This is a genomic window from Roseovarius atlanticus, from assembly GCF_001441615.1.
In the GTDB taxonomy this organism is placed as follows: domain Bacteria; phylum Pseudomonadota; class Alphaproteobacteria; order Rhodobacterales; family Rhodobacteraceae; genus Roseovarius; species Roseovarius atlanticus.
The window spans coordinates 14,097-38,464 of record NZ_LAXJ01000016.1; the positions used below are offsets into that span (position 1 = coordinate 14,097).

22 protein-coding genes, 1 tRNA gene and 1 pseudogene are annotated in these 24,368 nt (G+C 63.9%); 9 read left to right on the forward strand and 15 right to left on the reverse strand.

Translation table 11 applies throughout. The features are described 5' to 3' along the window. The first annotated feature begins 11 nt into the window (after positions 1-11). On the forward strand, positions 12-1,193 hold the full coding sequence (locus XM53_RS13815; RefSeq protein ID WP_057794295.1) for an alpha-D-ribose 1-methylphosphonate 5-triphosphate diphosphatase: 1,182 nt from the start codon (positions 12-14) through the stop codon (positions 1,191-1,193). 218 nt (positions 1,194-1,411) lie between these two features. Here XM53_RS13815 and XM53_RS13820 read toward each other — a convergent pair whose 3' ends face one another. The 5 genes from XM53_RS13820 to phnC form a co-directional block, all read right to left on the reverse strand. Then, positions 1,412-2,029 (reverse strand): LbetaH domain-containing protein, encoded by a 618-nt coding sequence (locus tag XM53_RS13820; RefSeq protein ID WP_057794297.1) that lies wholly within the window; start codon positions 2,027-2,029, stop codon positions 1,412-1,414. 6 nt (positions 2,030-2,035) lie between these two features. Next, positions 2,036-3,370 (reverse strand): phosphonate ABC transporter, permease protein PhnE, encoded by a 1,335-nt coding sequence (gene phnE, locus XM53_RS13825; RefSeq protein ID WP_082631017.1) that lies wholly within the window; start codon positions 3,368-3,370, stop codon positions 2,036-2,038. After that, entirely contained in the window at positions 3,367-4,254 is an 888-nt protein-coding gene (phnE, locus tag XM53_RS13830) for a phosphonate ABC transporter, permease protein PhnE (protein ID WP_057794298.1), read from the reverse strand. The genes phnE (XM53_RS13825) and phnE (XM53_RS13830) overlap by 4 nt, the downstream gene beginning before the upstream one ends. Before the next feature lie 68 nt (positions 4,255-4,322). Beyond that, positions 4,323-5,228 carry a phosphonate ABC transporter substrate-binding protein gene (gene phnD, locus XM53_RS13835; protein ID WP_057794300.1) on the reverse strand — a complete coding sequence of 302 codons (906 nt, stop codon included), beginning with the start codon at positions 5,226-5,228 and terminating at the stop codon, positions 4,323-4,325. A 73-nt stretch (positions 5,229-5,301) separates the two neighbouring features. Continuing rightward, a complete protein-coding gene (gene phnC, locus XM53_RS13840) occupies positions 5,302-6,096 on the reverse strand; it encodes a phosphonate ABC transporter ATP-binding protein (RefSeq protein WP_057794553.1) in 795 nt (264 codons plus the stop codon). Positions 6,097-6,265: 169 nt separating this feature from the next. On the opposite strand from phnC, the gene XM53_RS13845 reads away from it, so the two are divergent. Further along, complete coding sequence (locus tag XM53_RS13845; RefSeq protein WP_236544499.1) at positions 6,266-6,802, forward strand: TetR/AcrR family transcriptional regulator; 537 nt, start codon at positions 6,266-6,268, stop codon at positions 6,800-6,802. Then, positions 6,802-7,194 (forward strand): META domain-containing protein, encoded by a 393-nt coding sequence (locus XM53_RS13850; protein ID WP_057794304.1) that lies wholly within the window; start codon positions 6,802-6,804, stop codon positions 7,192-7,194. The genes XM53_RS13845 and XM53_RS13850 overlap by 1 nt, the downstream gene beginning before the upstream one ends. A 148-nt stretch (positions 7,195-7,342) precedes the next feature. On the opposite strand, the gene XM53_RS13855 is transcribed toward XM53_RS13850, so the two are convergent. Continuing rightward, a complete protein-coding gene (locus tag XM53_RS13855) occupies positions 7,343-7,636 on the reverse strand; it encodes a DUF1330 domain-containing protein (protein WP_057794307.1) in 294 nt (97 codons plus the stop codon). 132 nt (positions 7,637-7,768) lie between these two features. Here XM53_RS13855 and XM53_RS13860 point away from each other — a divergent pair, with 132 nt between their 5' ends. Then, entirely contained in the window at positions 7,769-8,767 is a 999-nt protein-coding gene (locus XM53_RS13860; protein ID WP_057794555.1) for an LLM class flavin-dependent oxidoreductase, read from the forward strand. Between the two features lie 253 nt (positions 8,768-9,020). On the opposite strand, the gene recO is transcribed toward XM53_RS13860, so the two are convergent. After that, complete coding sequence (gene recO / locus XM53_RS13865) at positions 9,021-9,755, reverse strand: DNA repair protein RecO (protein ID WP_057794309.1); 735 nt, start codon at positions 9,753-9,755, stop codon at positions 9,021-9,023. Positions 9,756-9,908: 153 nt separating this feature from the next. Between recO and XM53_RS13870 the strand changes: the two genes are divergently transcribed. Together XM53_RS13870 and XM53_RS13875 are read left to right on the forward strand one after the other, a co-directional pair. After that, the gene (locus XM53_RS13870; RefSeq protein ID WP_160321392.1) at positions 9,909-12,968 is read left to right on the forward strand and encodes a VWA domain-containing protein; all 3,060 of its coding nucleotides are present in this window, start codon (positions 9,909-9,911) and stop codon (positions 12,966-12,968) included. 4 nt (positions 12,969-12,972) lie between these two features. After that, entirely contained in the window at positions 12,973-13,344 is a 372-nt protein-coding gene (locus tag XM53_RS13875) for a VOC family protein (protein ID WP_057794313.1), read from the forward strand. A 246-nt stretch (positions 13,345-13,590) separates the two neighbouring features. Here the strand turns inward: XM53_RS13875 and XM53_RS13880 are convergent, their stop codons facing one another. The 8 genes and pseudogenes from XM53_RS13880 to XM53_RS13910 form a co-directional block, all read right to left on the reverse strand. Next, on the reverse strand, positions 13,591-13,923 hold the full coding sequence (locus tag XM53_RS13880) for a DUF1491 family protein (RefSeq protein WP_057794315.1): 333 nt from the start codon (positions 13,921-13,923) through the stop codon (positions 13,591-13,593). Then, positions 13,920-14,828, reverse strand: a complete 909-nt coding sequence (era, locus tag XM53_RS13885) for a GTPase Era (RefSeq protein WP_057794317.1) — start codon at positions 14,826-14,828, stop codon at positions 13,920-13,922. Before era ends, XM53_RS13880 begins: the two co-directional genes overlap by 4 nt. Before the next feature lie 59 nt (positions 14,829-14,887). Further along, complete coding sequence (locus XM53_RS13890; protein ID WP_144435541.1) at positions 14,888-15,874, reverse strand: NAD(P)H-binding protein; 987 nt, start codon at positions 15,872-15,874, stop codon at positions 14,888-14,890. A gap of 120 nt (positions 15,875-15,994) precedes the next feature. After that, positions 15,995-17,761, reverse strand: a complete 1,767-nt coding sequence (locus XM53_RS13895) for an ABC transporter transmembrane domain-containing protein (RefSeq protein WP_408006069.1) — start codon at positions 17,759-17,761, stop codon at positions 15,995-15,997. Between the two features lie 290 nt (positions 17,762-18,051). Beyond that, a tRNA-Gly gene (locus XM53_RS13900) sits at positions 18,052-18,125 on the reverse strand. Positions 18,126-18,250: 125 nt separating this feature from the next. Continuing rightward, a pseudogene (locus tag XM53_RS13905) lies at positions 18,251-18,418 on the reverse strand (transposase); the annotation flags it as partial. Between the two features lie 139 nt (positions 18,419-18,557). Next, complete coding sequence (locus XM53_RS23735) at positions 18,558-18,848, reverse strand: hypothetical protein (protein WP_236544500.1); 291 nt, start codon at positions 18,846-18,848, stop codon at positions 18,558-18,560. A 210-nt stretch (positions 18,849-19,058) separates the two neighbouring features. Beyond that, complete coding sequence (locus XM53_RS13910) at positions 19,059-20,150, reverse strand: HAMP domain-containing protein (RefSeq protein WP_082631019.1); 1,092 nt, start codon at positions 20,148-20,150, stop codon at positions 19,059-19,061. Between the two features lie 275 nt (positions 20,151-20,425). Between XM53_RS13910 and XM53_RS13915 the strand changes: the two genes are divergently transcribed. Genes XM53_RS13915 through XM53_RS13925 form a run of 3 tightly spaced genes read left to right on the forward strand, consistent with a single transcriptional unit; the run spans position 20,426 to position 24,184 of the window. Beyond that, on the forward strand, positions 20,426-21,610 hold the full coding sequence (locus tag XM53_RS13915; RefSeq protein ID WP_057794323.1) for an HlyD family efflux transporter periplasmic adaptor subunit: 1,185 nt from the start codon (positions 20,426-20,428) through the stop codon (positions 21,608-21,610). After that, complete coding sequence (locus XM53_RS13920; RefSeq protein ID WP_057794325.1) at positions 21,610-23,628, forward strand: glycosyltransferase; 2,019 nt, start codon at positions 21,610-21,612, stop codon at positions 23,626-23,628. Before XM53_RS13915 ends, XM53_RS13920 begins: the two co-directional genes overlap by 1 nt. Positions 23,629-23,632: 4 nt before the next feature. Further along, a complete protein-coding gene (locus XM53_RS13925; RefSeq protein WP_057794327.1) occupies positions 23,633-24,184 on the forward strand; it encodes a hypothetical protein in 552 nt (183 codons plus the stop codon). Positions 24,185-24,368: the final 184 nt, after the last annotated feature.

The following is a 24,368-nucleotide window of genomic DNA, read 5'->3' on the forward strand; positions in this document are numbered from 1 at the left end:
AGAGCAGTCCGATGATCCCGAAACCCTGCGACATGCGCCTGACGGGCGCCCAGGTCCTGCGCGACGGCGAAATGCAACGCCGCTCGGTGGTGGTGCAGGACGGCATGATCGGCAAGGGCCCCCTGCCGCGGGTCGACCTCACGGGCTATCTCATTCTGCCCGGCATCGTCGACCTGCACGGCGACGCGTTCGAACGCCACATCGCCCCCCGCCCCTCGGCCCCCTTCCCGCTGGTGGACGGTCTGGCCGCCACCGACCGCGACGCCGCCTCGAACGGCATCACCACCGCCTGGCTGGCCCAAAGCTGGTCCTGGGAAGGCGGCCACCGCGCCCCCGACCAGGCCGAGGCGCTGGCCACGGCGCTGGCCACCTACCGCCCCCGGATGCTGACCGACCTGCGCCTCCAGATCCGCTGCGAGACGCATCTTACCGACAGCGCCGACCGCCTGCTGGCGCTCATCGACGCGCATGACATCGACTACGTCGTCTTCAACAACCATCTCGACGACGCGCTCGACACCGCGCAAACCCGGCCCGGCACCCTGGCCCGCTGGGCGGAAGAGGCGCACCGCTCGCCGCAAGAGCACCTCGCCACCCTGCGCGCCGCCAAGAAGAACGCCACCTTCGTGCCCCGCTTCCTCTGCCGCCTCGCCGAAGGCTTCGATCGCCGCGGCGTCCTTTACGGCAGCCATGACGACCCCGACGCCGAAACGCGCGAGACCTACTCGATGATCGGCGCCAAGATCTGCGAATTCCCGGTAACGCGCGCCGCCGCGCGACTGGCGACGGCGGTAGGAGACCCGGTCCTTATGGGCGCCCCCAACGTGGTGCGCGGCGGCTCGCAGGCCGGCAACGCCGCCGCCGAGGACCTGATCGAGGCCGGCCATTGCGACGCGCTGGTCTCCGACTACCACTACCCGTCGCTGGCCCGCGCCGCCTTTGCGCTCGTGGACAAGGGCTTGCGCACGCTGCCCTCTGCCTGGGCGCTGATCAGCAGCGCCCCCGCGCGCATCATGCGCCTGCCCGACCGGGGCGTGATAGACTATGGCCGCCGCGCCGACCTCATCGTGGTGAACGAAGCCACCCGCCAGATCGAGGCCACGATCTGCGCCGGCCGCATCACGCATCTCGCGGGCGAGGCCGCCACACGGTTCTTCGGCGCCGGCGCCGAACTGGCGATGGCGGCCGAGTAAGCGTCACCCAGCCTTCACCCAACCGACACATCCCTGTTGCACGACTCGCCCATAAAGGCGGCGTTCACTTGTCCCCGAACAACCCAAGCATTTTTGATGACCAAACCGGGCGGCCTACGGGCCGTCCTTTTGGGTCGGGAAGACCCCACGCGCGACTTTCGCGTAGGGTGGGTGAAAACCCACGCGCACGCACGCAACGCGCACAATCCCACCCTGGCTCACCCGTCGTACTTCTCCAAAAACGCCTCCGCCGACAGACCCCGGAAATCCTCCAGCGCCGTCCGCAGCCGCGCATGGTCCCAATCCCACCAGCCCAGCGCCATCACCCGCTCCGCCACCTCGGGCGCCAACCGTGCGCGCACCGGCACCGCCGGCACGCCCGCCACAATGGTGTAAGGCGCCACGTCCCGCGTCACCACCGCGCCCGAGGCCACGACGGCTCCGTGCCCCACGCTCACCTCCGGCTTCACCTGCGCATTGTGCCCCAGCCACGTGTCATGCCCGATCACCGCCCGCCGCGCGCGGCGCTTGCCGAACCACTCCGCATCATCCTCCGCATCGTCCCAGTAACTCGCTGACCGGTACATGAAATGATGCAGGCTCGCCCGGTCCAGCGGATGATCCGTCGCCCCCACCCGCACGAAACTGGCGATGTTGGAGAACTTCCCCACCTGCGCATTGGCGATATCGCACATCCGGTCGCAATAGGAATAATCCCCGAACACCGACTGCGCCACGCGGCTCCCCCGCCCGACCTCGCAATAGGCCCCAAAGGAACTCTCGGAAATCTCGCACTCGGGATGGATCAGCGGCGCATCCGCCCTCAGCTTCGGCATTCCGCCCTAATGCCCCGCATCGTCCGACTGGATCAGCCGCCGCCGCAGCATCCCCGACACCCAGTCCATGAAGATCACCATCAGCACGATCAGGACGATGTAATAGGTCACCTCTTCCCAATCCTTCTGGGTGATGATCGCCTGCGTCAGCAACAGCCCGATTCCGCCGCCGGTGATCGCGCCGATGATGGTGGCCGACCGCGTGTTGCTTTCAAGGTAATACAGCACCTGGCTCAGCAGCACCGGCGTCACCTGCGGCAGCACGCCGAAGCGATAGCGCTGCACCGGCTTCGCCCCCGTCGACTGCACGCCCTCGATCTGCTTCTCGTCCACGTTCTCCAGCGCTTCGGAAAACAGCTTCCCGAAAGATCCCGTGTCGGTCAGCAATATCGCCAGCGCGCCCGTCAATGGCCCCAGCCCGAACGCCCGCGTCAGAATGATCGTCCAGATCAGCGCATCGACCCCGCGCAGGAAGTCGAACAGCCGCCGGAACCCGAACCGCACCGTCTTCAGCGGGGCAAAGTTCTTCGCCGCCATGAATGCGATAGGCAGCGCCACGATCGCCGCGCCCATGGTGCCAAGGAACGCCATCAGGATTGTCTCGAATATGGCCCACATCACATCCGAGTGCCGCCACATCTCGTTGTGCCAGAAATCGTCCCAGATCTCGCCCGCCTCGCCGTTGAAAGCGCGGCCCAGAACCTGCCCCACGCTCATCCCGTGATAGGGACTGTCCAGCGTGAAGAAAAACAGCTCCCAACCGGTGAAGTACCGAAACACCTCCGCCCGGTTCCGCGTGACCGACAGGCGGCCCGCCTCGGTCGTGATCGCCAGCCGGTTCTTCGATGCGTTGATCCACTCCGGCAGATCCCCCTCGGGAAACTCCTGCATCACGCCCTGGCTGCGGCTCGGCGTCGCCCGGATCACGCCATAGCCCGGCACATCATAGCTGATCGTCTCGGGTCCAAAGATCACCACGTGACCGCCGCCAAGATCGATCACCGTGTCACGGCCCAGTTCTACCCACTCAGGACCCTCGCCTTCGGGATATTCGCCTTTCCGCTCGCCCTCGATGGCCACCTCGACGGCCCCGTCGCGATTGTCCCGCGTCACATGCACTTTGTAGCTGTAGGTGTCCGCCACCAGAGCCCGCGCGTTCTCGGCACTGGCCCTCTGCATCAACCCGGGAACATCGAAGGCGAAAAATACGTAAACCAGATACGCCAAAATCAGCGCCGGCACGCCGAACGCCACCATCCGCTTGCGCTGAAACAGCCGCTCGGTCTGCGCCATCAGCGCATCCGTATCGGTCATCTTGGTGTTCGTCGACGTCGCGCTCATCGGTGCATCTCCACCTTGCGTCCATGCACCAGCCGGTCCCGGAAATGGCTCGACAGCTGGTCGAAAAGGATGATCGTGGCGAACAGCATCAGGAACATCGCCGCCGCCTCGTCATAGCGCCCCTGCCCCCAACTGATCGCGTTCTTCAGCTCGTAACCAAGGCCCCCCGCGCCGACAAAGCCCAGGATCGCCGAGGCCCGGATATTGATCTCGAACCGCATCAGCGCATAGCTCAGCCAGTTCGGCGCCACCTGCGGCACCACGCCCAGCATCATCCGCTGGCTCCACGTGGCGCCCACCGATTCCAGTCCCTCCAAAGGCTTCAGCGACGCGTTCTCGTTCACCTCGGAAAACAGCTTGCCCAGCGCGCCCGCCGTATGGAACGCAATCGCGATCATCGCCGGCACCGGCCCGCCACCCAGCACGAAAATCAGGATCAGGGCGATCACGATCTCGGGCACCGCGCGGGTGATGTCCATGATCCGCCGGAACACCGGTACCAGCCGGGGAAACCGCGCCAGCCCCCGCGTCGACAACAGCGACAGCACGACTGCCGCCAATGCACCAACTAGGGTGCTGACCGCAGCGATGTTCACCGTCTCCAGCAGCGCGGGAAAGAATGTCACGAAATGCGCGGGCAACTCGCCCGCCTTCTCCACGGCTTCGGCCACCACCTCGCCGGGATAGTCAAAGAAATTGTCCAGCCCACCAATGAAGGACCCGCCATTGCGCTCCTCGGCCAGCCGGAACCCCGACACCATCAGCAGGATGAAGACCAGCAGCGTGATCCCCGAATAAAGCCGCCGCTTCGACACCTGCGCCATGTAGGTCGCCTGCATGTCGCTCAGCCGGGGCGCGCCGCCGGATTGGGTCACATCTGCCATGAAGCCTCTCGGGAAATATGCAAATGGCGGGCCCGGTCATGGGGCCCGCCACCTGTGTCTACAGTCATTTATTGCGACGCGGACTTGCGCGCCTCGATGATCGACAGATACGCGTCATGCGTGATCGGATCGAAGCCCAGGCTTTCGCCGGCCGAGATCGAGTAGGTGCAATCGGGGTCTTTCTCGTACATGCCGTCGACCAGCGCCACCATCGTCTCTTTCACGTCCGCGGGCAGCGACTTGCGCAGCACGATCGGGCCTTCCGGGATCGGGTTGGATTTCCAGATTTCCACCAGGTCGTTCATGTCGACAAGGCCCGCATCCACGGCCTTGCGCAGCGCGCCCGAGTTGTATCCGTCTTCCCAGTTGCCCTGGCCGTCGGCCCAGGTCACGCCGGCGTCGATGTCGCCGTTGTTGACCGCAACGATGGTCTGCTCGTGGCCGCCGGTGAACTTCACCTCGCCAAAGTAATCACCGGATTCCATGGTGATCTCTTCGCCGGCCTGCGGGATCTCGATCGACGGGATCAGGTACCCGCTGGTCGAGTTCGGGTCGCCAAAGCCGAACACCTTGCCTTCCATGTCCTCAAGGCTGGTGATGCCGCTGTCCTTGCGGGCAAACCCGATGGAATGATACCCGTAAGAGCCGTCGAGGTTGATCTTGACCAGCACCGGCTCGACCGCCTCGGGATCTTGCAGATAGGTCGCGGCATAGCCCGACGCACCCAGCCACGCCATGTCCAGCGTGCCGCCAACCAGGCCCTGGATCACACCGGCATAGTCAGCAGGCGCAAACAGCTTGGTTTCGACGCCCAGCGCTTCCTCGGTGTAGGTCTTCAGGCACTCGTGCGAGCTCAGGCGGTCCTGGGCGTTCTCGCCCCCCAGGATACCGATGCGGAATTCTTCGATGTCCTGGGCCATGACCGGCGCGGTCATGGCGGTGGTGGCCGCAAGGGCAGCGATCAGTTTCTTCATCTTAATCCTCCGTCTGGGTTTGTTGCCACCGGCCCCCGTGACCGGTGCGCAGATGAATTTCAGGGTCGTAGGGTCAGGCGATCTCGCGCTCCGGCGTCTCGATCGCGGTCGAGGTCGCAGCCTCGGAAAAGCCTGCGTCGGCGCCATAGATGTCGCGCGCCACGCCGGTGGTCAGCTGTTCGGGCGTGCCGTCGAACACCATCCGCCCGTCACGCATCCCGATCACCCGGTCACAGTATTTGCGGGCCGTATCCAGCGTGTGCAGGTTGGCCACCACGGTGCGGCCGTCTTCCTCGTGGATGCGGCGCAGGTCGTCCATGACCAGCTGCGCGTTCATCGGGTCAAGGCTGGCAATCGGCTCGTCGGCCAGCACGATCTTGGGCTCCTGCATCAGCGCCCGCGCGATGGCCACGCGCTGCTGCTGCCCGCCCGACAGCGCCTCGGCCCGCTTCGGCGCGTGCTCGGCGATGCCCAGCCGGTCCAGGATGGCGATGGCGCGATAGATGTCGGCCTGCGGATACAGATTGAACATCGTGGCAAAGGTCGAGCGGCGATTGAGCGTGCCGTGCAGCACGTTGCTCACCACGTCCATGCGCGGCACCAGGTTGAACTGCTGAAAGATCATCGCGCAGTCCGACTGCCACGCGCGCTTCTCGGCCCCACGCAGCGCGGTCACGTCACGCCCCTCGAACACGATGCTGCCGTCGCTCGCGTCGGTCAGCCGGTTCAGCATCCGCAGCAAGGTCGACTTGCCCGCGCCCGACCGGCCGATGATGCCGATCATGGCAGGCTTTTCCACGCTGAACGTGATGGCATCCACGGCCTTGTGCTGGCCAAAAACCTTCGTCAGCTTGGTAATTTCAAGCACGCTCATGTCCCCCGGTCGTTCCGGCGCACACCTACGCGGGGTTTCCGAAGCTTCTGTGACGCTGCGGTAAAACTTTTGTAACGGTCGGCAACGCACGTCTTTTCGCGCACCCATGCTGCGTCGCGGCGAACCTCTTGCATTGCCAACGGCGCAGGCGTATCCCCAAGGTATGGCACGCGCGGCATCACGCCTGAACTCAAATGACTGGCTTTCCGCCGGGCTCGAAGCGCTGTCCGAAACCGGCCCGCGCGCGCTCAAGGCCGAGCCTCTTGCAGTACGGCTCGGTGTCTCCAAAGGCTCGTTCTACTGGCACTTCCGTGACGTGCCGGCGTTTCACGCCGCGCTTCTGGCGGGATGGCGCGACGATTGCATCGCCCGCCTGCCCGAGCTGGCCAGCGACGGCGCCACCGACGTGGCCCGCCTGCGCAACCTGACGCAGGTCTTCGCCGCGCCCGACGCCACCGAACCCGCCCTGCGCGCCTGGGCCAATTCCGACGACCTTGCCCGCGCCGCGGTCAACGACGTGGACGATGCCCGCCTCGCCGCGTTGCAGAACCTGCTGTCCGAGGTCGGCATCGACAACCCCGAGATGGCCCGCATCCTTTACGCGTCTGCCATCGGCATGACGTCGCTCGGCAATGCCAGCCCCGCCGACCATATCAGCGCCATCGGCTCACTGGTCGACCTGGTGCTGGCCCTGCGGTGATGCGCGGCCTACTGACGGTGCCCCTCGTCGTGTCGCTGCTGAATTGCAGCGGCGATGAAACCCTCTCGGGCCACGGCGCGGCGGACAAGACCTGGCAGCTCGGGGAACTCGACGGCACCGCTTTCGACGCGACCGCCACCATCACCTTTCCCGAAGAAGGCAAGATCGTCGGCGAGGCGCCTTGCAACCGCTACTTCGCCGCGCAACTGCAACCCTACCCGTGGTTCGAGGCCGCCGAGATCGGCACCACCCGCCGCACCTGCCCCCAGCAGGTGCAGGAAACCGCCTTTCTCGACGCGCTCGGTGCCATGTCTCTTGCCGAGGTCACCGAAACCACCCTGATCCTCAGCACGCCCGAGGGCCGCGAGATGATCTTCCGCGCCGCCGAGTAAGGCGCGCCGGGGTCTGCAGCCCGCAACGGCAAGACGCACGCAGTTCCGACCCCCGGGCCATCCCCCTCTTCCTTTGGCTTCAAATATCCCCGCAGGAGGCATCCGCCACCGCCATGAGCGCCGAAGGACAGCCATCCGGCCGCGCGGGTTACACCAACCCATCGACCAGGATCGCATTCAGCTCCGACCCCGACCGCCGCAACACTGCCAACTCCTGGAACGCGTCAGAGTGCCAGAACGCCCGCGCATGGTCCCGGTCGGGAAACTCCAGAACGAAGGCCGCGTCGGGCAGCACACCCTCACCCTCCATCCTCTCGGGCGCACCGCCCCGCACCAGGAACCGGCCCTCATGCGCCGCCACCACCTCGGGGATCTTGGCGAAATACGCCTCCATCCAGTCCCGGCTGTGGATCTCCATCTGCCCGATCACGTATGCCGCCATCGCCCTGCCCTCCGTCCTGTCGGCCAATCCTAGGCCGCACGCAGCACCACGCGCAATGCCACCGGCCCGCCGCACGGTTGTTCTCGCAGCCCTCAGCCCCCAAATGACAGGGAACTGATGAAAGGCCCCGCCATGCGCTATTCCGTTCTCGACCTCGCCCCCGTGCCCGAAGGCCACGACACCGCGACCGCCATCGCCAACAGCCGCGATCTGGCCATCGCGGCCGAGCGGATGGGCTATCACCGCTACTGGCTGGCCGAGCATCACAACATGCCCGGCATCGCTAGCGCCGCAACTGCGGTGCTGATCTGCCACATCGCCGAGGCCACGACGACCATGCGCGTCGGCGCGGGCGGCGTCATGCTGCCCAACCACGCGCCGCTCGCCATCGCCGAGCAGTTCGGCACGCTGGCCACCATCCATCCCGGCCGCATCGACCTTGGCCTCGGGCGCGCCCCGGGCGGCGACATGGCCGTGGCCCGCGCCCTGCGCCGCGGTCTCGAAGCCGACCGTTTCCCCGACGACGTGGTCGAACTCATGGGCTTCTTCGCCGATGCCGATCCCGCCGCCCCCGTCTCGGCCCATCCCGGCCAGGGCACCCACGTCCCGGTCTGGATCCTCGGCTCCAGCCTCTACGGCGCGCAGCTGGCCGCGCATCTGGGCCTGCCATACGCCTTCGCCTCGCATTTCGCGCCCGACGCGCTCGACCAGGCGCTGGAAATCTACCGCACCCGGTTCCAGCCCTCGGCCCAGCTCGACCGGCCCTATTTCATGCTCGCCGCCAACGTCTTCGCCGCCGAGACGGACGCCGAGGGCGCGTACCTGCGCACCTCCATGCAACAGGCCTTCGCCCGCCTGCGCACCGGCCAGCCCGGCAAGCTGCCCGCGCCGGTTCAGGATATCGAGACTGCCATCGGCCCACAGATGACCGACAACGTGAACCACGCCCTGAGCGTCTCTGCGACAGGGTCGCCCGCCACGGTGCGCGCCCAGCTTGGCGTTCTCAAGGACCGCTACCAACCCGACGAGATCATCCTCACCGGCCAGATCCACGACCACACCGCACGGGTCAATTCCTTCCGCATCGCCGCCGAGATTTTGCAGGACATGACCAGGGCAGACGCGGCCTAAGCCCAGCTTTCCAAGCCGCGCGATCGCCAGACCGCGGGATGGCGATGCGACTGTCTTTCAGAGCACTTTATGCTCGCCAAATCCGCAAAACTTTCGATCAATGAGCGCACGGCACCCAATCGCCAGCCCGTCCGGGCGGCCCACCTTTCGGCGATTGCAGGCAATCGCCTTTCGGTCAGCGGCCGATCGCGCGGCGGCCTACGGCCTTGATTCCGCGCGGTATAAGACCAACCGCAGTCCGAAAAACGCACCCTCACTCCTCCGCCACCTGCTCCAGCCGCCGGATCAGCCGCGCCCGCGCCTCGGGCAGCGGCTTGTGTCCCATCTCCGGCGCCAGGTGGTGCATCAGGAAATACCCCGTCACCCCCAGCCCCTCCAATATCTCACCGTCGCTGCACTTCCCCTCGCCAAGCAGCGGCGCAGGCAGCGGCAACAGCTTGTCCGCCCACTCCCCCGCGCCCGCCCGCGACACCGCCCGACCCGTGCGCGGCGAGATGAAGCTCAGGTCGTTCGCCGCCCGCCCCTTGACCGCGCATTCGCTCAGGTCCAGTCCGAAACCCATCTCATCGAGCAGCGCCATCTCCCACTTCAGATAGGCCAGCGGCCACACATCCCCCTGCCCCAGCAGGTCCAACAACGCCTCGGTCTGGCCATAGAGCCGTCGATGCGTCTCCCGCTCCGGCAGGCAAAAGATCAACAAGGCCGTCACCGCGTTCAACCCCGCCAGCGCCACGCGGTCCCCCAGCGACGCCGCCGCGCGCGACCGCACAGGCTCCACGGTGAAGGCACCCAGGTGATCCTCCAGCCGCGCTTTCCACGTCACGTCCACCTGTCCGCCCGGCTGCAACACCGGCGCCATCTTGCGCGACGCCCCGCCCCGCACCACGCCCGCGTGCCGCCCCTTCAAAGGCGTGAACACCTCCAAAATCGCGGCCGCCTCGCCATGCGGACGGCTGGCCAGCACTATGCCTTGGTCGCGCCACTCCATCACACCGCTCCACCTTTCGAACGGACATAGGACATCAAAAGATGAACCCTGCCAAGGCCCGCCCCGACCCACGGTCTGGAAATCCGGACATGACCGGGGACGCCAGATATGCTTATCTGCCCCCGAATTGATTTTTTGATTGAGGGGGACCCGATGACATATACCACCACCCGCGCCCTGGCGCTGACCACCGCACTTCTGGCCGCCCCCGCGGCGATGGCCAATGACAACGTGATGGTGGTCTTCGACGGCTCCAACTCGATGTGGGGCCAGATCGATGGCACCGCCAAGATCGAGATCGCCCGCAACGTCATCGACAACCTTCTGGGCGACTGGGCCGACGATCGCAGCGTCGGTCTCATGGCCTATGGCCACCGCGCCCGCGGCGACTGCACGGACATCGAGGTCATCGTCGAACCCGGCGCGGCCCAGCGCAGCGAAATCCTGGACCGGATCAAGTCCATCACCCCCACCGGCAAGACCCCTCTGACCGACGCCGTGGAACAGGCCGCCACCCGGCTCTCCTATACCGACCGCCCCGCCACCGTGGTCCTCATCTCCGACGGTCTGGAAAGCTGCGAGCGTGACCCGTGCGAGCTGGCCCGCGCGCTGGAAAAGGGCGGCGTCGGCTTTACTGCCCACGTGGTGGGCTTCGGCCTCGGCGCGGACGAGGACACCGCGTCGCTCGCCTGCATCGCCGAGGAAACCGGCGGGCAGTACATCCAGGCCTCCAACGCCGACGAGCTTGGCGCGGCCCTCTCCGCCGTGGCCACCGCCGTTGCAGCACCAGAGCCGGAACCAGAACCGCAAGCGCCAGAAGTCACCGTCGACGCGCCGGACACCGCCGTCGCCGGCAGCCCCACCACCATCACCTGGGACCCCACCGTGAGCGAGGCCGACTATATCGCCGTCGCCCCCGCCGGTGCCCCCGAAACCGAGCTGGGCCAATACACCCGCATCGGCAAGGACACTGCCGTCACCTTCGCCATGCCGGGCGAGCCCGGCGCCTATGAAGCCCGCTATTACAGCACCGAGACCAAAACCGTCCTCGGCACCGACCCCATCGAGATCACGCCAGCCCAGGTCACCCTGCAAGCCGCCGACACCGTCCAGACCGGCAGCCCGGTCACCATCAGCTGGTCGCCCACGATCAACCCGCGCGACTATATCGCCATCGTGCCCGCCGGTACCGATGCCGGCACCCTGGCAAACTACCGCGCGGTCAACGATCACGACAGCTTCGACCTCACCGCCCCCGCCGATCCCGGCATGTACGAGATCCGCTACATCCTCAACGTCGACAGCCGCACCGTCGCCAGCCGCCCGCTCGAGGTGGCCGATCCCCAAGTCACGCTGCAAACCCCCGAAACCGCCCTTACCGGCGCCGAAATCCCAGTCAGCTGGGCGGGCACGGTCAACGCCAAGGATTACATCACAATCGTCCCCATGGGCGCCGAGGAAGGCACCTACACCAACTACTTCCCCGTCCGCGACGACAGCTCCGGCCGCCTTCTGGCCACCGCCGATCCCGGAATGCATGAAATCCGCTACATCCAGCGCGAAGGCGGCAAGACCCTCGCCAGCGCCACCATCGAGCTTCTGACCCCCGAGGTCACGGTCAGCGGCCCCGCCACCGCCGTCACCGGCGCGCAGGTCCCTGTCAGCTGGACCGGCACGGTCAATGCCAAGGACTACATTACTATCGCCCCCACGGGCTCGGATGCCGGCACCTATGGCAGCTACCAGCCGGTGCGCGACGACGACACCGTGACGCTCACCATGCCCTCTGACCCCGGCATGTACGAACTGCGCTACGTCCTGCGCGAAGGCCCGCGCGTGCTGGCGACTGCCCCCATCGAGGTGGCCAATCCCGAGGTCACCGTCTCTGGCCCCGAAACCGTCGGCACCGGGGCGCAATTCACCGTCTCGTGGACCGGCGCGGTCAACCCCAAGGATTACGTGACCATCGTCCCCGTGGGGGCCGAGCCCGACACGTTCGGCAGCTACCAGCCCGTGCGCGACGACACCGAAACGCGCCTCGTCGCGCCCTCCGATCCCGGCATGTATGAACTGCGTTACCTGCTGCGCGAGGGCACCAAGGTGATGGCCACCGCCATGATCGAGGTCACCGAGCCTCAGGTCACCGTCTCGGGTCCCGAAACCGTCTCGACCGGCGCGCAGTTCACCGTCTCGTGGACCGGCACCGTGAATGCTCAGGACTACGTCACAATCGTCCCCGTCGGCGCCGCAGAGAACGAGTTCGGCAACTACCAGGTCGTCCGCGACAACGCGGAAACCACGCTCACCGCGCCCTCCGAGACCGGGATGTACGAACTGCGCTACCTTTTGCGCGAAGGCCCCAAGGTCATGGCCACCGCCATGATCGAGGTCACCGAACCCCAGGTCACCATCTCCGGCCCCGACAGCGCCGCGACCGGCTCCTCCGTGACGGTCGAGTGGACCGGCACCGTCAACACGCAGGACTACGTCGTGGTCGTCCCCGCCGGGGCGCCGGAAAACGAGTTCGGCAACTACCAGGTCGTGCGCGACGCGTCAGAAGTGGCGCTGACCATGCCCGCCGATCCGGGCATGTACGAGCTGCGCTACCTCATGCGCGAAGGCCCCAAGGTGCTGGCCACCGCCATGATCGAACTGACCCCGCCCGAGGTCACGGTCACCGGCCCGGAACAAATCCGCGCGGGCGACGAAATCACGGCCGAATGGACCGGAACGGTCTCCACCAACGACTACATCAACCTCGTCCCGATGGGCGCGGCGGATGACAAGTTCGGCACCTACCTGACCGTCCGTGACGGCACCACCGCCACGCTCAAGGCCCCGGCGGAAACCGGCCTCTACGAGCTCCGCTACGTCCTGCGCGAAGGCACCCGCGTGCTGGCCCGCCACGCCGTCGAAGTACTGGCCGAAGACGCCGCCCTCAACACCGGCGCCGCCCTCACCGCGCCCGACAGCGCGGCCCCCGGCAGCACCATCGACGTCTCCTGGCAGGTGGACAGCAGCAGCGCCGACCAGCGCATCACGCTGGCACGCGGCAACCAGGCGATCTTCACCTGGCTTCAGGCGGTCAAGATCACCGACGGCGCCACCGGCGTGCAAATCGACCTGCCGAATGAACCCGGCGTCTACGAACTGCGTTTCCTCGACGTTGCGGGTCAGGAAGTGCTCGCGCGCAAGGTCATCACCGTGGAGTAGGCCCATGCACAAGCCCCAGGGCTACCCGGATGTCTCCGCCTACCTGATCGTGCCGGATGCGGCCGCGGTGCTCGACTTCTGCGCCGCCGCCTTCAACGCCGACCGCCTGCGCGTGATCGCACGCGACGGCGGCGGCATCCTGCACGCCGAATGCCGGATCGGCGACAGCGTCGTGATGATGGGCGAAATGCCGGACGGCCCGGACGCCCACCTGCACCTCTACCTCGCCGACGCCGAAGCCGCCTTCGACCGCGCCGTGGCCGCGGGGGCCGAAATCGTCCAGCCGATGCAGTCCCAAGATGACGGCGACCTGCGCGGCGGCGTCCGCGATACCAGCGGCACGACCTGGTGGATCGCCCGGCAGGAAGAGGCATAGCACGCCGCCGCGCTATCACATCGCCGTCCCGGACCTGATCCGGGACCTCCCGCGCCCCCGGTCCAACGCCCAAGGCATTAACCGCCCCTTTACCGCGCACGCCCCGTTAAGTCCGGGGGTTGGCCAATGGCACCGACGCGATACCGCTCAAATACCGACGTGATACCGACGCGGTTTTCGCGTTCTTCAAGCCGTTAACCTTTGTTCGGCTCCGTAGGGTGGGTGACAACCCACGCGCCCCCGTCGCTAGTCCCGCAACCCCGGCTCATTCAATAAATGCCGCCCCTGCCGGTCCTCCACCTCGATAACCCACAAATCAGGGTCGAACGACCGCTGTCTCGCCACGGCCTGATCGACGTCGCGCTCGTCGCCTTCGGCCAGCGTGACCCACGTCCGCGCGCCACTCATCAGGTCAAAAGAGCGTTGAAAAACAGACGCTTGCCCGTCCAGCGTGTTCAGCTTCACCAGCACCGCGCCGCCGGTGTCATCGCCATGCGCCACGACAAAGGCCGGGATCTCCATCAACCGCAGCCGCGCCAAGTACGCCTGCACCCAGAACTCCGCCGTCAGTCGGCTCACCCGTTCCCGTCCTTGAAATCAAGGCCCATCTCGGAATACCGCTCGGCTTCCTCCAGCCAGTTGGGCCGCACTTTCACTTGCGTGAACAGGTGCACCCGCCGCCCCAGGAACTCCTCAAGCTCGGTGCGCGCCGCCTGGCTAACCGCCTTGATCGTCTCACCTTTTTTGCCCAGAACGATCCCCTTGTGACCGTCCCGCATGACATAGATCACCTGGTCGATCCGCGCAGATCCGTCCTCGCGCTCCTCCCAGTTCTCGGTCTCGACAGTCAGCTGATAAGGCAATTCCTGGTGCAGCCGCAGGGTCAGCTTTTCGCGCGTCATCTCGGCCGCGATCATCCGCAGCGGCAGGTCGGCGATCTGGTCCTCGGGGTACAGCCACGGCCCCTCCGGCATCTCGTCCGCCAGCCATGTGCGCAGGTCCTCGACCCCATGCCCCTTCTCGGCGGAAATCATGAAAGTCTCAACAAATTCATGCCGTTCGTTCAGGTCCTTGGTCAGCCCCAGCAGCACCTCGGACTGCACCCGGTCGATCTTGTTGATCGCCAGCGCCACGCGCCGCCCCTTGGGCAAGGCGTCCAGCCCGTCCAGGATTTTCTCGACCCCTTCCGTGACACCCCGATGCGCCTCGACCAACAGCACGACCACATCCGCATCCGCCGCCCCGCTCCAGGCCGCGGCCACCATCGCCCGGTCCAGCCGCCGGCGCGGCGCGAACAGCCCAGGCGTGTCCACGAAAACAAGCTGCGCGTCGCCCTCGATGGCCACGCCACGGATCCGCGCGCGCGTGGTCTGCACCTTGTGCGTCACGATGCTGACCTTCGCGCCCACCATTCGGTTCAGCAGCGTGGACTTGCCCGCATTGGGCTCCCCGATCAGGGCGATGAAACCGGCACGTTGGGTCATGATGCAAAGCCTTTTGTCATAAGGGCTTCCCCTACCCGATCCGTATGCGCTTGACCAGTTCAGAACACCGCATGGTCGCCGCGTTCCAGCGCGATCTCACCCGCCGCAAGCCGGGCATAGAACTCCTCCAGCCGGTCCTGCCCGAATTCCGGTGTCGCGTCCGCGTCATAACGTTGCCGGGTCTCGTCCCAGACCAGCATCGACTCGGTCGCGTAATAGCGCCCGATCCGCGCCAGCTCTGCCTTGGCGCGGGCACGCCTGTTTAACCTTCCGGTAACACTCAGTGTGGCAATGATAGCGTCAAGCAAACCCACCGGCACGCGTTTCATCCGGAACGGCACGCCCAGCGAATCGGCCAGCAACCGGCCCTGATCCTCGGGCGTCAGCGCCGGACCGGGCCCGCCGACCGGCAGAATTCGGTTGTCGCAGGCCGGATTGGTCAGCGCGTTCACCATGAACCGCGCCAGATCGCCATCGCTGATCGGCTTGCAGGCGGTCATTCGACCGTCGCCGAATGCAAGGTAAGGCTTGCCCGCCCGTATCCTGTCCATCTGCCCGGACAGCGATTTGAAAAACGCCGTGGGCCGCACGATCACGTGGCACAGGTCCGATGCGCGCAACTCCGCCTCGAAGGCCAGCTTGGCCTTCTGGAACGCCAGCACCGGTTTCTGCACGCAGATCGCCGACAACAGGACGAACCGCCCGACGCCCTGCGCCTCCGCCGCGCGCAGGGTCGTCATATTCAGCCCGTGATCCACCGCCCAGGCATCGCCGGGCGCGCCCGACCGCGAGGCCAGGCAACTGACAACGGCGTCGGCCCCGCGCATCGCGTCCTTCAGCAGATCGGGCGCCGACAGGTCCCCGATGACGCGCTGCACCTGCTCAGGCACCGATGCGTCAGCGCGGCGCAACGGGCAAATCACTTCATGGCCATCGGCCAGCAGCACATCCAGAACCGCCCCCCCGATCGTGCCGCTTGCCCCCAACAGGACAACACGCATCGGCGCACCGGTGGTCTGGGAAATGTAGGCTGGATCCTCGCGCATCAGCGGCACCCGCTCGTGTTTTGAAAAGACTACACAAGGCACCCTCGGAAACCAACGCACCGCCGCAAATCCTTTCAAAAAGGATTTGCCAAAAGCTTTTCCAAAGCTTTTGGCCGCGCCCTAAGCCGCCGCCCCATCGGTGAACTGTAACCGCGCCAGCCGGGCGTAAAGGCCCCCCTCGGCGACCAGGCTGTCATGCGTCCCTTCCGCCACGATGCGGCCCTGTTCCATCACGATGATCCGGTCTGCCTTCTTCACCGTGGCCAGCCGATGCGCCACGATCACCGTCGTGCGGTCCTTGGCCAGCCCGTCGACCGCCTGTTGCACCGCGCGCTCGCTCTCGGCATCCAGTGCCGAGGTCGCCTCGTCCAACAGAAGCACGGGCGCATCGCGCAGAATTGCGCGCGCAATCGCCACCCGCTGTTTCTGCCCGCCCGACAGCATCACTCCGCGCTCACCCAGATAGGTGTCATACCCGTCCGGCAACGCCATGATGAACTCATGCGCCGCCGCCGCCCGCGCTGCCGCTTCGACCGCGTCGTCATCCGCGTCGATCCGCCCGAACCGGATGTTGTCCCGCGCCGAGGCGGCAAAGATCACCGGCTCCTGCGGCACCAGCGACAGCTCCGCCCGAAAGTCGGGCCGCGCCATCCGATCAAGCGGCACACCATCCAGCGTTACCTGACCCGATTGCGGATCGTAGAACCGCTGGATCATCTGGATGATCGTCGTCTTGCCCGCCCCGGACGGACCCACCAGCGCCACCGTCTCGCCCGGTTCGATCACCAGGTTCAATTCATGCAGCGCCGGTGCATCGGGCCGTGTGGGATAGGTGAAGCTGACATTCTCGAAGGCGACACGCCCCTTGACCGGACGCGGCAGCATCTCGGGCCGGGCCGGGTCCTGCACCTCGTCCTCGGCCTGCAACAGCTCCACCAGCCGCTCCGTCGCCCCGGCGGCCCGCTGCAATTCGCCCCAGATCTCCGACAAGGCCGCAACGCCACCGGCCACCATGACCGAGTAGATCACGAACTGCACCAATGTGCCCGCCGTCATCTCACCGGCGCGCACGTCCCGTGCCCCGATCCAGAGCACGCAAACAATGCCCGTAAACACCAGGAATATAACGATAACCGTCATCAACGCCCGCACCCATATGCGCCGCCGCGCCACGTCAAAGCTGCGCTCGGTGACGTCCGAGAACGCCGCCCGGCTGGCCCCTTCATGGGTGAAGGCCTGCACCGTCTGCACGTTCAATAGCGCCTCCGAGGCATTGCCGGAACTGGCCGCAATCCAGTCCTGGTTCTCGCGGCTCAGCTTGCGCAACCTGCGCCCCAGCGTAAGGATCGGCACGATGATCAGCGGCACCAGCAGCAACACCATCCCGGTCAGCTTGGCCGAGGTAAACAGCATCAGCACCAGCCCGCCCACGAAGATCAGCAGGTTGCGCAGCGCGATGGAAATCGACGACCCGATCACCGAAAGGATCAGCGTCGTATCCGTTGTCACGCGGCTCAGGATCTCGCCCGTCATGGTGCGCTCGTAAAAGGCCGGGCTCAGCCCGATAACCTTGTCGAAGACCGCCTTGCGCATGTCCGCCACGACCCGTTCGCCCAGCCGCGTCACCAACGCATAGCGCAGCCCCGTGCCAATCGCGAGCAGTCCCGCGATACCGACCGCGGCCAGGAAATACTTGTCCAGGATCGCCCCGTCCTCGACCGAGAAATTGTCGACCACGCGCCGCACCGCCAACGGCAGCACCAGCGAAACACAGGCCGTCAGCACAAGTGCCAGAACCGCCAAGGCCAGCAAACGTCGGTAAGGTTGCAGAAACGGCCAGAGCTCCGACAACGCCCCCATGCGCTTCGACCCCTCCCGCTCGATCATGTCTGCGCCGTTTTCGGCCCGTCTTACCATGTATCCCCGCGCAAGATTTTCGTCCGGCCCATGTCATGGCGGGGCACGCCGCCGGGGTCAAGGGCGTAACATCCGCTCGATCACCGGGCACGGCAGCCTATGGGCCTGCAAGGGCGGGGATACTGGAGCGGGCGACGGGAATCGAACCCATATCATCAGCTTGGAAGACAGATGCGCAGACGGGAATTTATATCATTATTTCAAATACTAAAACGTACGCACTAAAAGTTTTTGTCGGCAAACTGTCGGAAATGAATTTCTGGAGCGGGCGACGGGAATCGAACCCGTATCATCAGCTTGGAAGGCTGAGGTCTTACCATTACACAACGCCCGCTCAACAGTTCAGAGGAGTATTTCATGCACTCGGCGGGGTCAAGAGCAACGTCCGCAAACGGCCCTGAGCTGCCGTTCCGAGATTGGTGACTTGCTGCGTCGCAGCTTCCAGATAGCGAACGTTCAGCTTATCCCCTCGCGACGACAGAGTTCCGCGATACTGATTTCGCCGCGCAGACCTTCCAGCACGATGCGGATCTTCTCCTCCGCGCTGAACTGGCGCCGTGTCTTGCGGCGGATGTCCTTGACGACCTTTTCGGCCGACCCTTTTGGTGTTCCGGATTTGTGTCTCATCTTCACTCCTTGACGGTTCAGATGAGCCAGAAATCCTCCGTTATGCAATCACGCTGATCTGTCCCATGGGCGCTGATCCCGGACAAAATCCCTAACCTCCGTCGCGCTCCTCGCAATGATTTGCGTGCTCAGCGCTACTTCACACGCCCAGGCAACAACCCTCAGCGGAAAGCTTGTCCATGTCCGGGACGCAGACACCATCGAGATTGCAACAAGTCGTGGACGCATTGCCGTGCGGCTCAATGGTGTCGATGCTCCCGAATTGAACGAACGAGGAGGGCAGGCCGGGAAGCGCTGGATGCAGAATGCCTACAGCAATGCTTTGATCACTTGCGAGTTCAACGGTGAGAAGACCTATGACCGCTGGGTAGGCGTCTGCTGGGACAAAGATGGTTTGGATCTGGGTGCTGCGGTGATAGCTGCCGGACATGCCAGAGACTGCCCTCGATACTCAGGCGGTAAATATCGGAAATTCGAAACTGAAGCTTCGCGGGTCATACCTTCAAAACCGTATTGTCGTTAAACTGGTTAGCTTCGGCCCAGAGCCGACATTCGCCTCTGTTGCAACGAATGATGGTTTGGCGATCAGAATGATCACCTGACAAGATACCGGCTTCCGGTGCCAAGCGATTGAAGTTCTCTAGTAGTATCGGCTCTGAATACGGCTGAGCGCATGCGAGAGCTGCTCACTTTCGCGGCTGGAATTGAACTCCTCCGGATAAGGTTCCTTGCCATCTGCTATCTCTCGGGCGGTCTCGGACAGGCGCTCCAGAGGGCGCACGAAATGCCGTGTGAACAGGATCGAAAACGCTCCCAAGACACCGAGCAAGCTCAGCAGACTGATCCACATTGCGACGGACAAGTCCGATACATCCTGACCGAAAGAAGCTGGCGGAACGCGCGCAACCAGAGAGAGGCCAGTGGGGGGCGCGTTGCCGACCGTGAGCTCGGGCGCAACGGCGTAGATGTTTCTCACGCCGTTTGCATCCTCGACGACCTGTGCGGATTCGATATTGAGAGAAAGGGAACTGAGACTGGCTGGTGTAAGGTCCACGCTGGTCTGCTGTTGCGTCGGAAAGATTGAGCGGCCGCGCTTGTCGACGACATAAGCCAGCAAGCCAAGGTCGTCCGCAGCAGCCTGAACGTAATCCTGAAGCCAACTTGCTTTCAGACTGTATACATATACTCCAGTAACATCTCCATCGGCGGATTTGACTGGCACGGCAATGTTCAACACATCGTTCTGCTCATGCGCCGCGGTGGGGTTGGACGATGTTATGTCACCAAAAAACGGACCGCGAAGACCCTGTCGATACCAGTCTGTGCTTGATACGGAGGTGCCCACGCGGCTCCCATTGGAGCCGACTCTGATGGTGCCGGAAAGATCGGCGAGCCCAGCCCAAGCGACACGTCCACCGGCGACGAGTACAGCGTCGGTGAATGCGCGGATCTCTTCGTTTTCCATTGGAGCGATCTGTCCTGCGACGGCTTGAAGGCTTTCCCATTCCCGTTCAACCGCCCGGGAAACCGCGAGCCGAAGTGCCTTCACTCCGCGGATGGCATTCTCGGATTCGACCCGTGTTTCGAAGCTTCGCGCGTGCTGATGTATAGGCCACCAAATTGCAACCATGCCCAGCAGGCCGCAAATCATGACAAAGCCGAAGATAGATGTTGCTAGTCGTGGAGCGTGAACGTTTTCCCTGCCGGAACTTGTCAAATCAGGCTTAACCATTTGTCGAATTCCACTTACTTTTACTCATGAACGGGGTGCGCTCTGCCTCTCACCACGGACATCCAAGACGACCACCCGATACTTTTCACAGCCGCATAACTTCGAATTCTGGCAGCAGTATGTGCAACTTTCCAACTTTCGTTCCACAACAGGAGCAAAGATGGAGTTGCATACACAACTCACAGACGAGCGAAATCTTCCTACACCATAGTATCGTTAATTTGGTTGTGCGTATAAAGGTTAAACTATGCTTATAATTGCAAGAGGGGCCGACATTGCGGTATCTTCGCCTGTGTATTGGTTTTTTTCTCCTGTTTGGGGCGCTCTACGTCATTGTCGTGGAGCAGATGACCGGGGCCAGCGCGAATGCATTTGTTAACGCGCCTCTCTTGACCGCGCGTGCTCCCGTCGCCGGGGACGTTGATCTTCCGGATCGCGCGCCTGGTGCTTTTATCAAAGAGGGCTCAACACTCTTCTCCGTCGAAGATGCAAGGGCCGACCAGGTGCGCCTGAACGACCTGCAATTGGAAAGAGACCTTCTGGCTGCGGATCTGACAAGCTACAAAGCCGAACGCGATGCACGACGGGAAGCGTTGCGCTGGATCGAATCGACGGCCGGAAAGTACGCGGCTGCACGAACTCGGGAACTTGAGATCACCGCAGGTGGAGCACCGTCTGATCCAGACACCTCGCCAAATCGGGACCAGCCACCCTCGGAATCTGGCAGCCTTACCGTCGACGAGAACAAGCTTGCGCCCGATGAAAACGACCCCGATCGCTTTCTCGAACTTTCAGGCGCGTTTCTGGATGGCGCCATCGAGGACTTCGCCGGTTTGGAGGCTCTGCAACTGCTCGCAGCGCGGCGCGCGATATATCTTGACGACTCCGCAGGCGCGGCATGGAATATGGCACTGAGACAGCGCGAAGCAGAGACCTCGTTGACACTTGTCGAGGCAAATATCGCCCGGGCCGAAGAACAGCTGGCGGCTTACGAAACCCGCATAGAGCGGGAGTTGTCGCGTCTCGTCAAGCTGCGCGGAGATACACTTTCTTCGCCGGTCAACGGCGTTCTGTGGCAGGAATTGACTGCAAACGGCGTGAACGTCCAACGGGGTGATCCTATCATGAACATCGCCGACTGCGCGTCGGTGCTGGTCACGTTGTCGGTGTCGGAAACCATCTATAATTCGCTTTCCACCGGCGACACCGCGACGTTTCGCCCGCTTGGCGGCGACGAGGCGATGCAGGGGACGGTCGCCCGCCTCGCGGGCTCCGGCGCGGCCTCTGTATACGAAGGCATGGCGGTGGCTCCGAGCGAAGAACACCTGCAACGCTACGATGTAGCGCTCGTCGTTCCGGAACTGAGGACGGATCCGGTGGACGGTTGCAGCATAGGCAGAACGGGCCGCGTGTTCTTTGATGACCGCCCACTCGATATATTGTGGAAGTTCTGGGAGTAATGCTGCCAAATCTTTACCTCGGCGATATGGGCGCGAGCCTGATGCACGTGATTCCAATACTCGGCTTGGCACTGATTCTGCCGTATGTCATCGACCGTCAGGACACCCATCACCGTATCTTCCTGTTCGTGATCGCGATCATTTTCGCGATCAGGTACGCATGGTGGCGCACGACCGAAACGATCGCCCCGGTGGGCTGGACCATTGATTTTCTGGCAAGTGGGCTGCTGCTGGGGCTGGAGTTAATGGCAATCGTAAGCTCGATCAGCGCGTTCTTCATCCTTATGCTTCACCGCGACCGAAGTCCCGACGCCGACCGCAACGCCGGTTGGTGGGGGGACACGCCGCCGAAGGTCGCGATCCTGATCGCGACATATAACGAGGAACTGGAGGTGCTTGAACGTACCATCATTGGTTCCAAGGCCCTGCGCCATCCTGCCAAGGAAGTCATGGTTCTCGATGACGGACGTCGCGACTGGTTGCGTGATTATTGCGAGAAAGAGGGCGTCACCTACATACGGCGCCCCGACAACAAGCACGCAAAGGCCGGCAACATCAACCATACGCTTCAGGTTCTCTGGGCGCGGGAGACGCCCCCGGATTACGTGGCCGTTCTGGATGCCGATTTCGTGCCGCATCGCGGATTTCTCTCACGCACGCTGGCCCTTTTTCACGATCCGGCGGTGGGTCTTGTCCAGACCCCGCAGCACTTCTTCAACGCCGATCCTATACAGCACAACCTCGGGATAAGCCGGTCCTATCCCGACGAGCAGCGCTTCTTCTTCGACGACATGCAGCCCTCGCGCGATGGCTGGGGCGTCGCCTTCTGCTGTGGGACATCCTCGATCATGCGGCTGGACGCCTTGAAGGATATCGGCGGCTTCCCCACCGACAGCATCACCGAAGATTACATGATCACGCTGTGCCTTCAGAATGCAGGCTGGCACACCGCATACCTCAACGAGCCGTTGACCGAGGGCCTCGCACCGGAGGGGTTGAAGGAATACGTCACGCAACGCTCGCGCTGGTGCCTCGGCATGATGCAGATCGCGCGCAGCCGGGTCGGACCGTTCCGCAAGAACGGGCTGCGTCTGCGCGACCGCTGGAGTGTCATCGATGCCAGCCTCTACTGGATCACGACGTTTCCGTTCCGCGTCGCGGCCATGATTTTCCCATTGCTCTACTGGTACGGGAACATCACCGTCGTGGACGCCAGCCCGGCCGATGTCATATCTTATTTCGGCTGTTTCTTCGCCTGGAACCTGATGGCCATAAACCTGATGTCGCGCGGCAACGTGGTGCCGATCCTGACCGATGTCAGCCAGCTGCTGGGCGCCTTGCCGATCACCCGCGCGGCGTTCACCGGGCTCGTGCAGCCAAGGGGCCACCCTTTCAGCGTGACGGCCAAGGGTGGGGACCGCAGCCGCATCGTGGTGCAATGGAACATGCTGGCCCCTTTCGCCATCCTGCTTGGTCTTACTATTGTCGGGCTTCTGCTGGGTATCGTCACCGACCGTTTTGCCTTCAACGACGCGGGCGAAGGCAAATGGGTCATACTCTTTTGGACGATTTACAACATGATCGTGCTGACGCTGACGATCATCGCTTGTGTGGAACTGCCCCGACGCGAACGCCATGTTGCCGACACGCCAGAGCGCGTCACCTTCACCTCGGGCGAAGTATCAAAGCGCATGTGGGTGACCAGCCTGACCCAGGACACCGCACGGGTGCGGGGCGGGCATTTCGACGTCGGCACCTATGGGAAGATCGACCTTCCAGGCGTTGGCGAGCTGCCAGTTTTCGTCCTGGCGCAGACAGCCGACGGAATGCGCGTCGAACTTATGCCCGACGAAGAACAGCGCGATGCCCTGTTCATGAAGTTCTATACCGAAGACAATACACCCGGTATCAGCGTCGTGAACACTTGGAACATGCTGGGTGACATGGCGCGGCGCATATCGCGCATCAGCCGGGACAGGACAGCCAGGAAAGGAACAACACTTGACCGCAGGGACTAAAACCATGCGCTACGCCGCCGCGATGCTTGCGTTCGCAGCCCCGGCGGCACAGGCCGACGGAGAGTTCTATCAACTGGATCTCGGCGAAGACACCACGACGGCCGTGATATCGGTCGAGCGCGACCGTCTGTCATACGGCATGGTATTCAGCGACTATACCGGGCCGGAGGATCTGAACCTGACGGCCAGTTACAAATTCACGCTTGGGACGCCGGTCACCTTCCGCGCCGGACCGGCAATCCAGCTTGAGGGGCTTGAGACGGTCAAGGGTGGGATACGGCTCGTGGCCGAGCATTATCAGCCCACAAGTTTCGGCAGCATCTTTGTGCTCGGTGAGGCAACAACGATCGATCGCGGCTACTTCGCCCTTGCCGCCATCGGCTTCGACAAACCGGACGTAACGTTCGAGTTCAGCTATCTCGGGGACGACGACGGTTTCCGCGACAAGGTTGCGGCGGTGGCATTCGGGATCCCGAATACTAAGGCGAGTTTCCGTGCCGGCTACAAGTTCGATTCCGAGGAAAGTTTCATTGGCATCTCGATCAATACGTTCTGAGCTTAAAGATTAAAGCAACCCGGTTGCTTAACCCGCAAAGCGGACGTTCTCAACCTAAGCAGCGAATGTCGGCTCTCCGCCCTTTTGGACATGAACATTATGCGCCTTATTGCATGATTTGAAGTGACACATGCGAACAGATCAAACCGCACTTTGTGCCCCAGTTCTGTCCCTTGCAAAAAAG

What these genes read in the sequence shown, in the direction of transcription:
- XM53_RS13860 (WP_057794555.1), top strand. Translation starts at nt 7,769, where the DNA reads ATGCGCTATTCCGTTCTCGACCTCGCCCCCGTGCCCGAAGGCCACGAC.
- XM53_RS23735 (WP_236544500.1), bottom strand. Translation starts at nt 18,848, where the DNA reads ATGTCCGGCAGCTATCACCGCAGCACCCAGATCCAAACCATCTTTGTC.
- recO (WP_057794309.1), bottom strand. Translation starts at nt 9,755, where the DNA reads ATGGAGTGGCGCGACCAAGGCATAGTGCTGGCCAGCCGTCCGCATGGC.
- XM53_RS13815 (WP_057794295.1), top strand. Translation starts at nt 12, where the DNA reads ATGATCCCGAAACCCTGCGACATGCGCCTGACGGGCGCCCAGGTCCTG.
- XM53_RS13850 (WP_057794304.1), top strand. Translation starts at nt 6,802, where the DNA reads ATGCGCGGCCTACTGACGGTGCCCCTCGTCGTGTCGCTGCTGAATTGC.
- XM53_RS13845 (WP_236544499.1), top strand. Translation starts at nt 6,266, where the DNA reads ATGGCACGCGCGGCATCACGCCTGAACTCAAATGACTGGCTTTCCGCC.
- XM53_RS13910 (WP_082631019.1), bottom strand. Translation starts at nt 20,150, where the DNA reads ATGGTTAAGCCTGATTTGACAAGTTCCGGCAGGGAAAACGTTCACGCT.
- XM53_RS13855 (WP_057794307.1), bottom strand. Translation starts at nt 7,636, where the DNA reads ATGGCGGCATACGTGATCGGGCAGATGGAGATCCACAGCCGGGACTGG.
- XM53_RS13890 (WP_144435541.1), bottom strand. Translation starts at nt 15,874, where the DNA reads ATGCGCGAGGATCCAGCCTACATTTCCCAGACCACCGGTGCGCCGATG.
- phnE (WP_057794298.1), bottom strand. Translation starts at nt 4,254, where the DNA reads ATGGCAGATGTGACCCAATCCGGCGGCGCGCCCCGGCTGAGCGACATG.
- XM53_RS13870 (WP_160321392.1), top strand. Translation starts at nt 9,909, where the DNA reads ATGACATATACCACCACCCGCGCCCTGGCGCTGACCACCGCACTTCTG.
- XM53_RS13895 (WP_408006069.1), bottom strand. Translation starts at nt 17,761, where the DNA reads ATGATCGAGCGGGAGGGGTCGAAGCGCATGGGGGCGTTGTCGGAGCTC.
- XM53_RS13925 (WP_057794327.1), top strand. Translation starts at nt 23,633, where the DNA reads ATGCGCTACGCCGCCGCGATGCTTGCGTTCGCAGCCCCGGCGGCACAG.
- phnD (WP_057794300.1), bottom strand. Translation starts at nt 5,228, where the DNA reads ATGAAGAAACTGATCGCTGCCCTTGCGGCCACCACCGCCATGACCGCG.
- XM53_RS13820 (WP_057794297.1), bottom strand. Translation starts at nt 2,029, where the DNA reads ATGCCGAAGCTGAGGGCGGATGCGCCGCTGATCCATCCCGAGTGCGAG.
- XM53_RS13875 (WP_057794313.1), top strand. Translation starts at nt 12,973, where the DNA reads ATGCACAAGCCCCAGGGCTACCCGGATGTCTCCGCCTACCTGATCGTG.
- era (WP_057794317.1), bottom strand. Translation starts at nt 14,828, where the DNA reads ATGACCCAACGTGCCGGTTTCATCGCCCTGATCGGGGAGCCCAATGCG.
- phnE (WP_082631017.1), bottom strand. Translation starts at nt 3,370, where the DNA reads ATGAGCGCGACGTCGACGAACACCAAGATGACCGATACGGATGCGCTG.
- XM53_RS13920 (WP_057794325.1), top strand. Translation starts at nt 21,610, where the DNA reads ATGCTGCCAAATCTTTACCTCGGCGATATGGGCGCGAGCCTGATGCAC.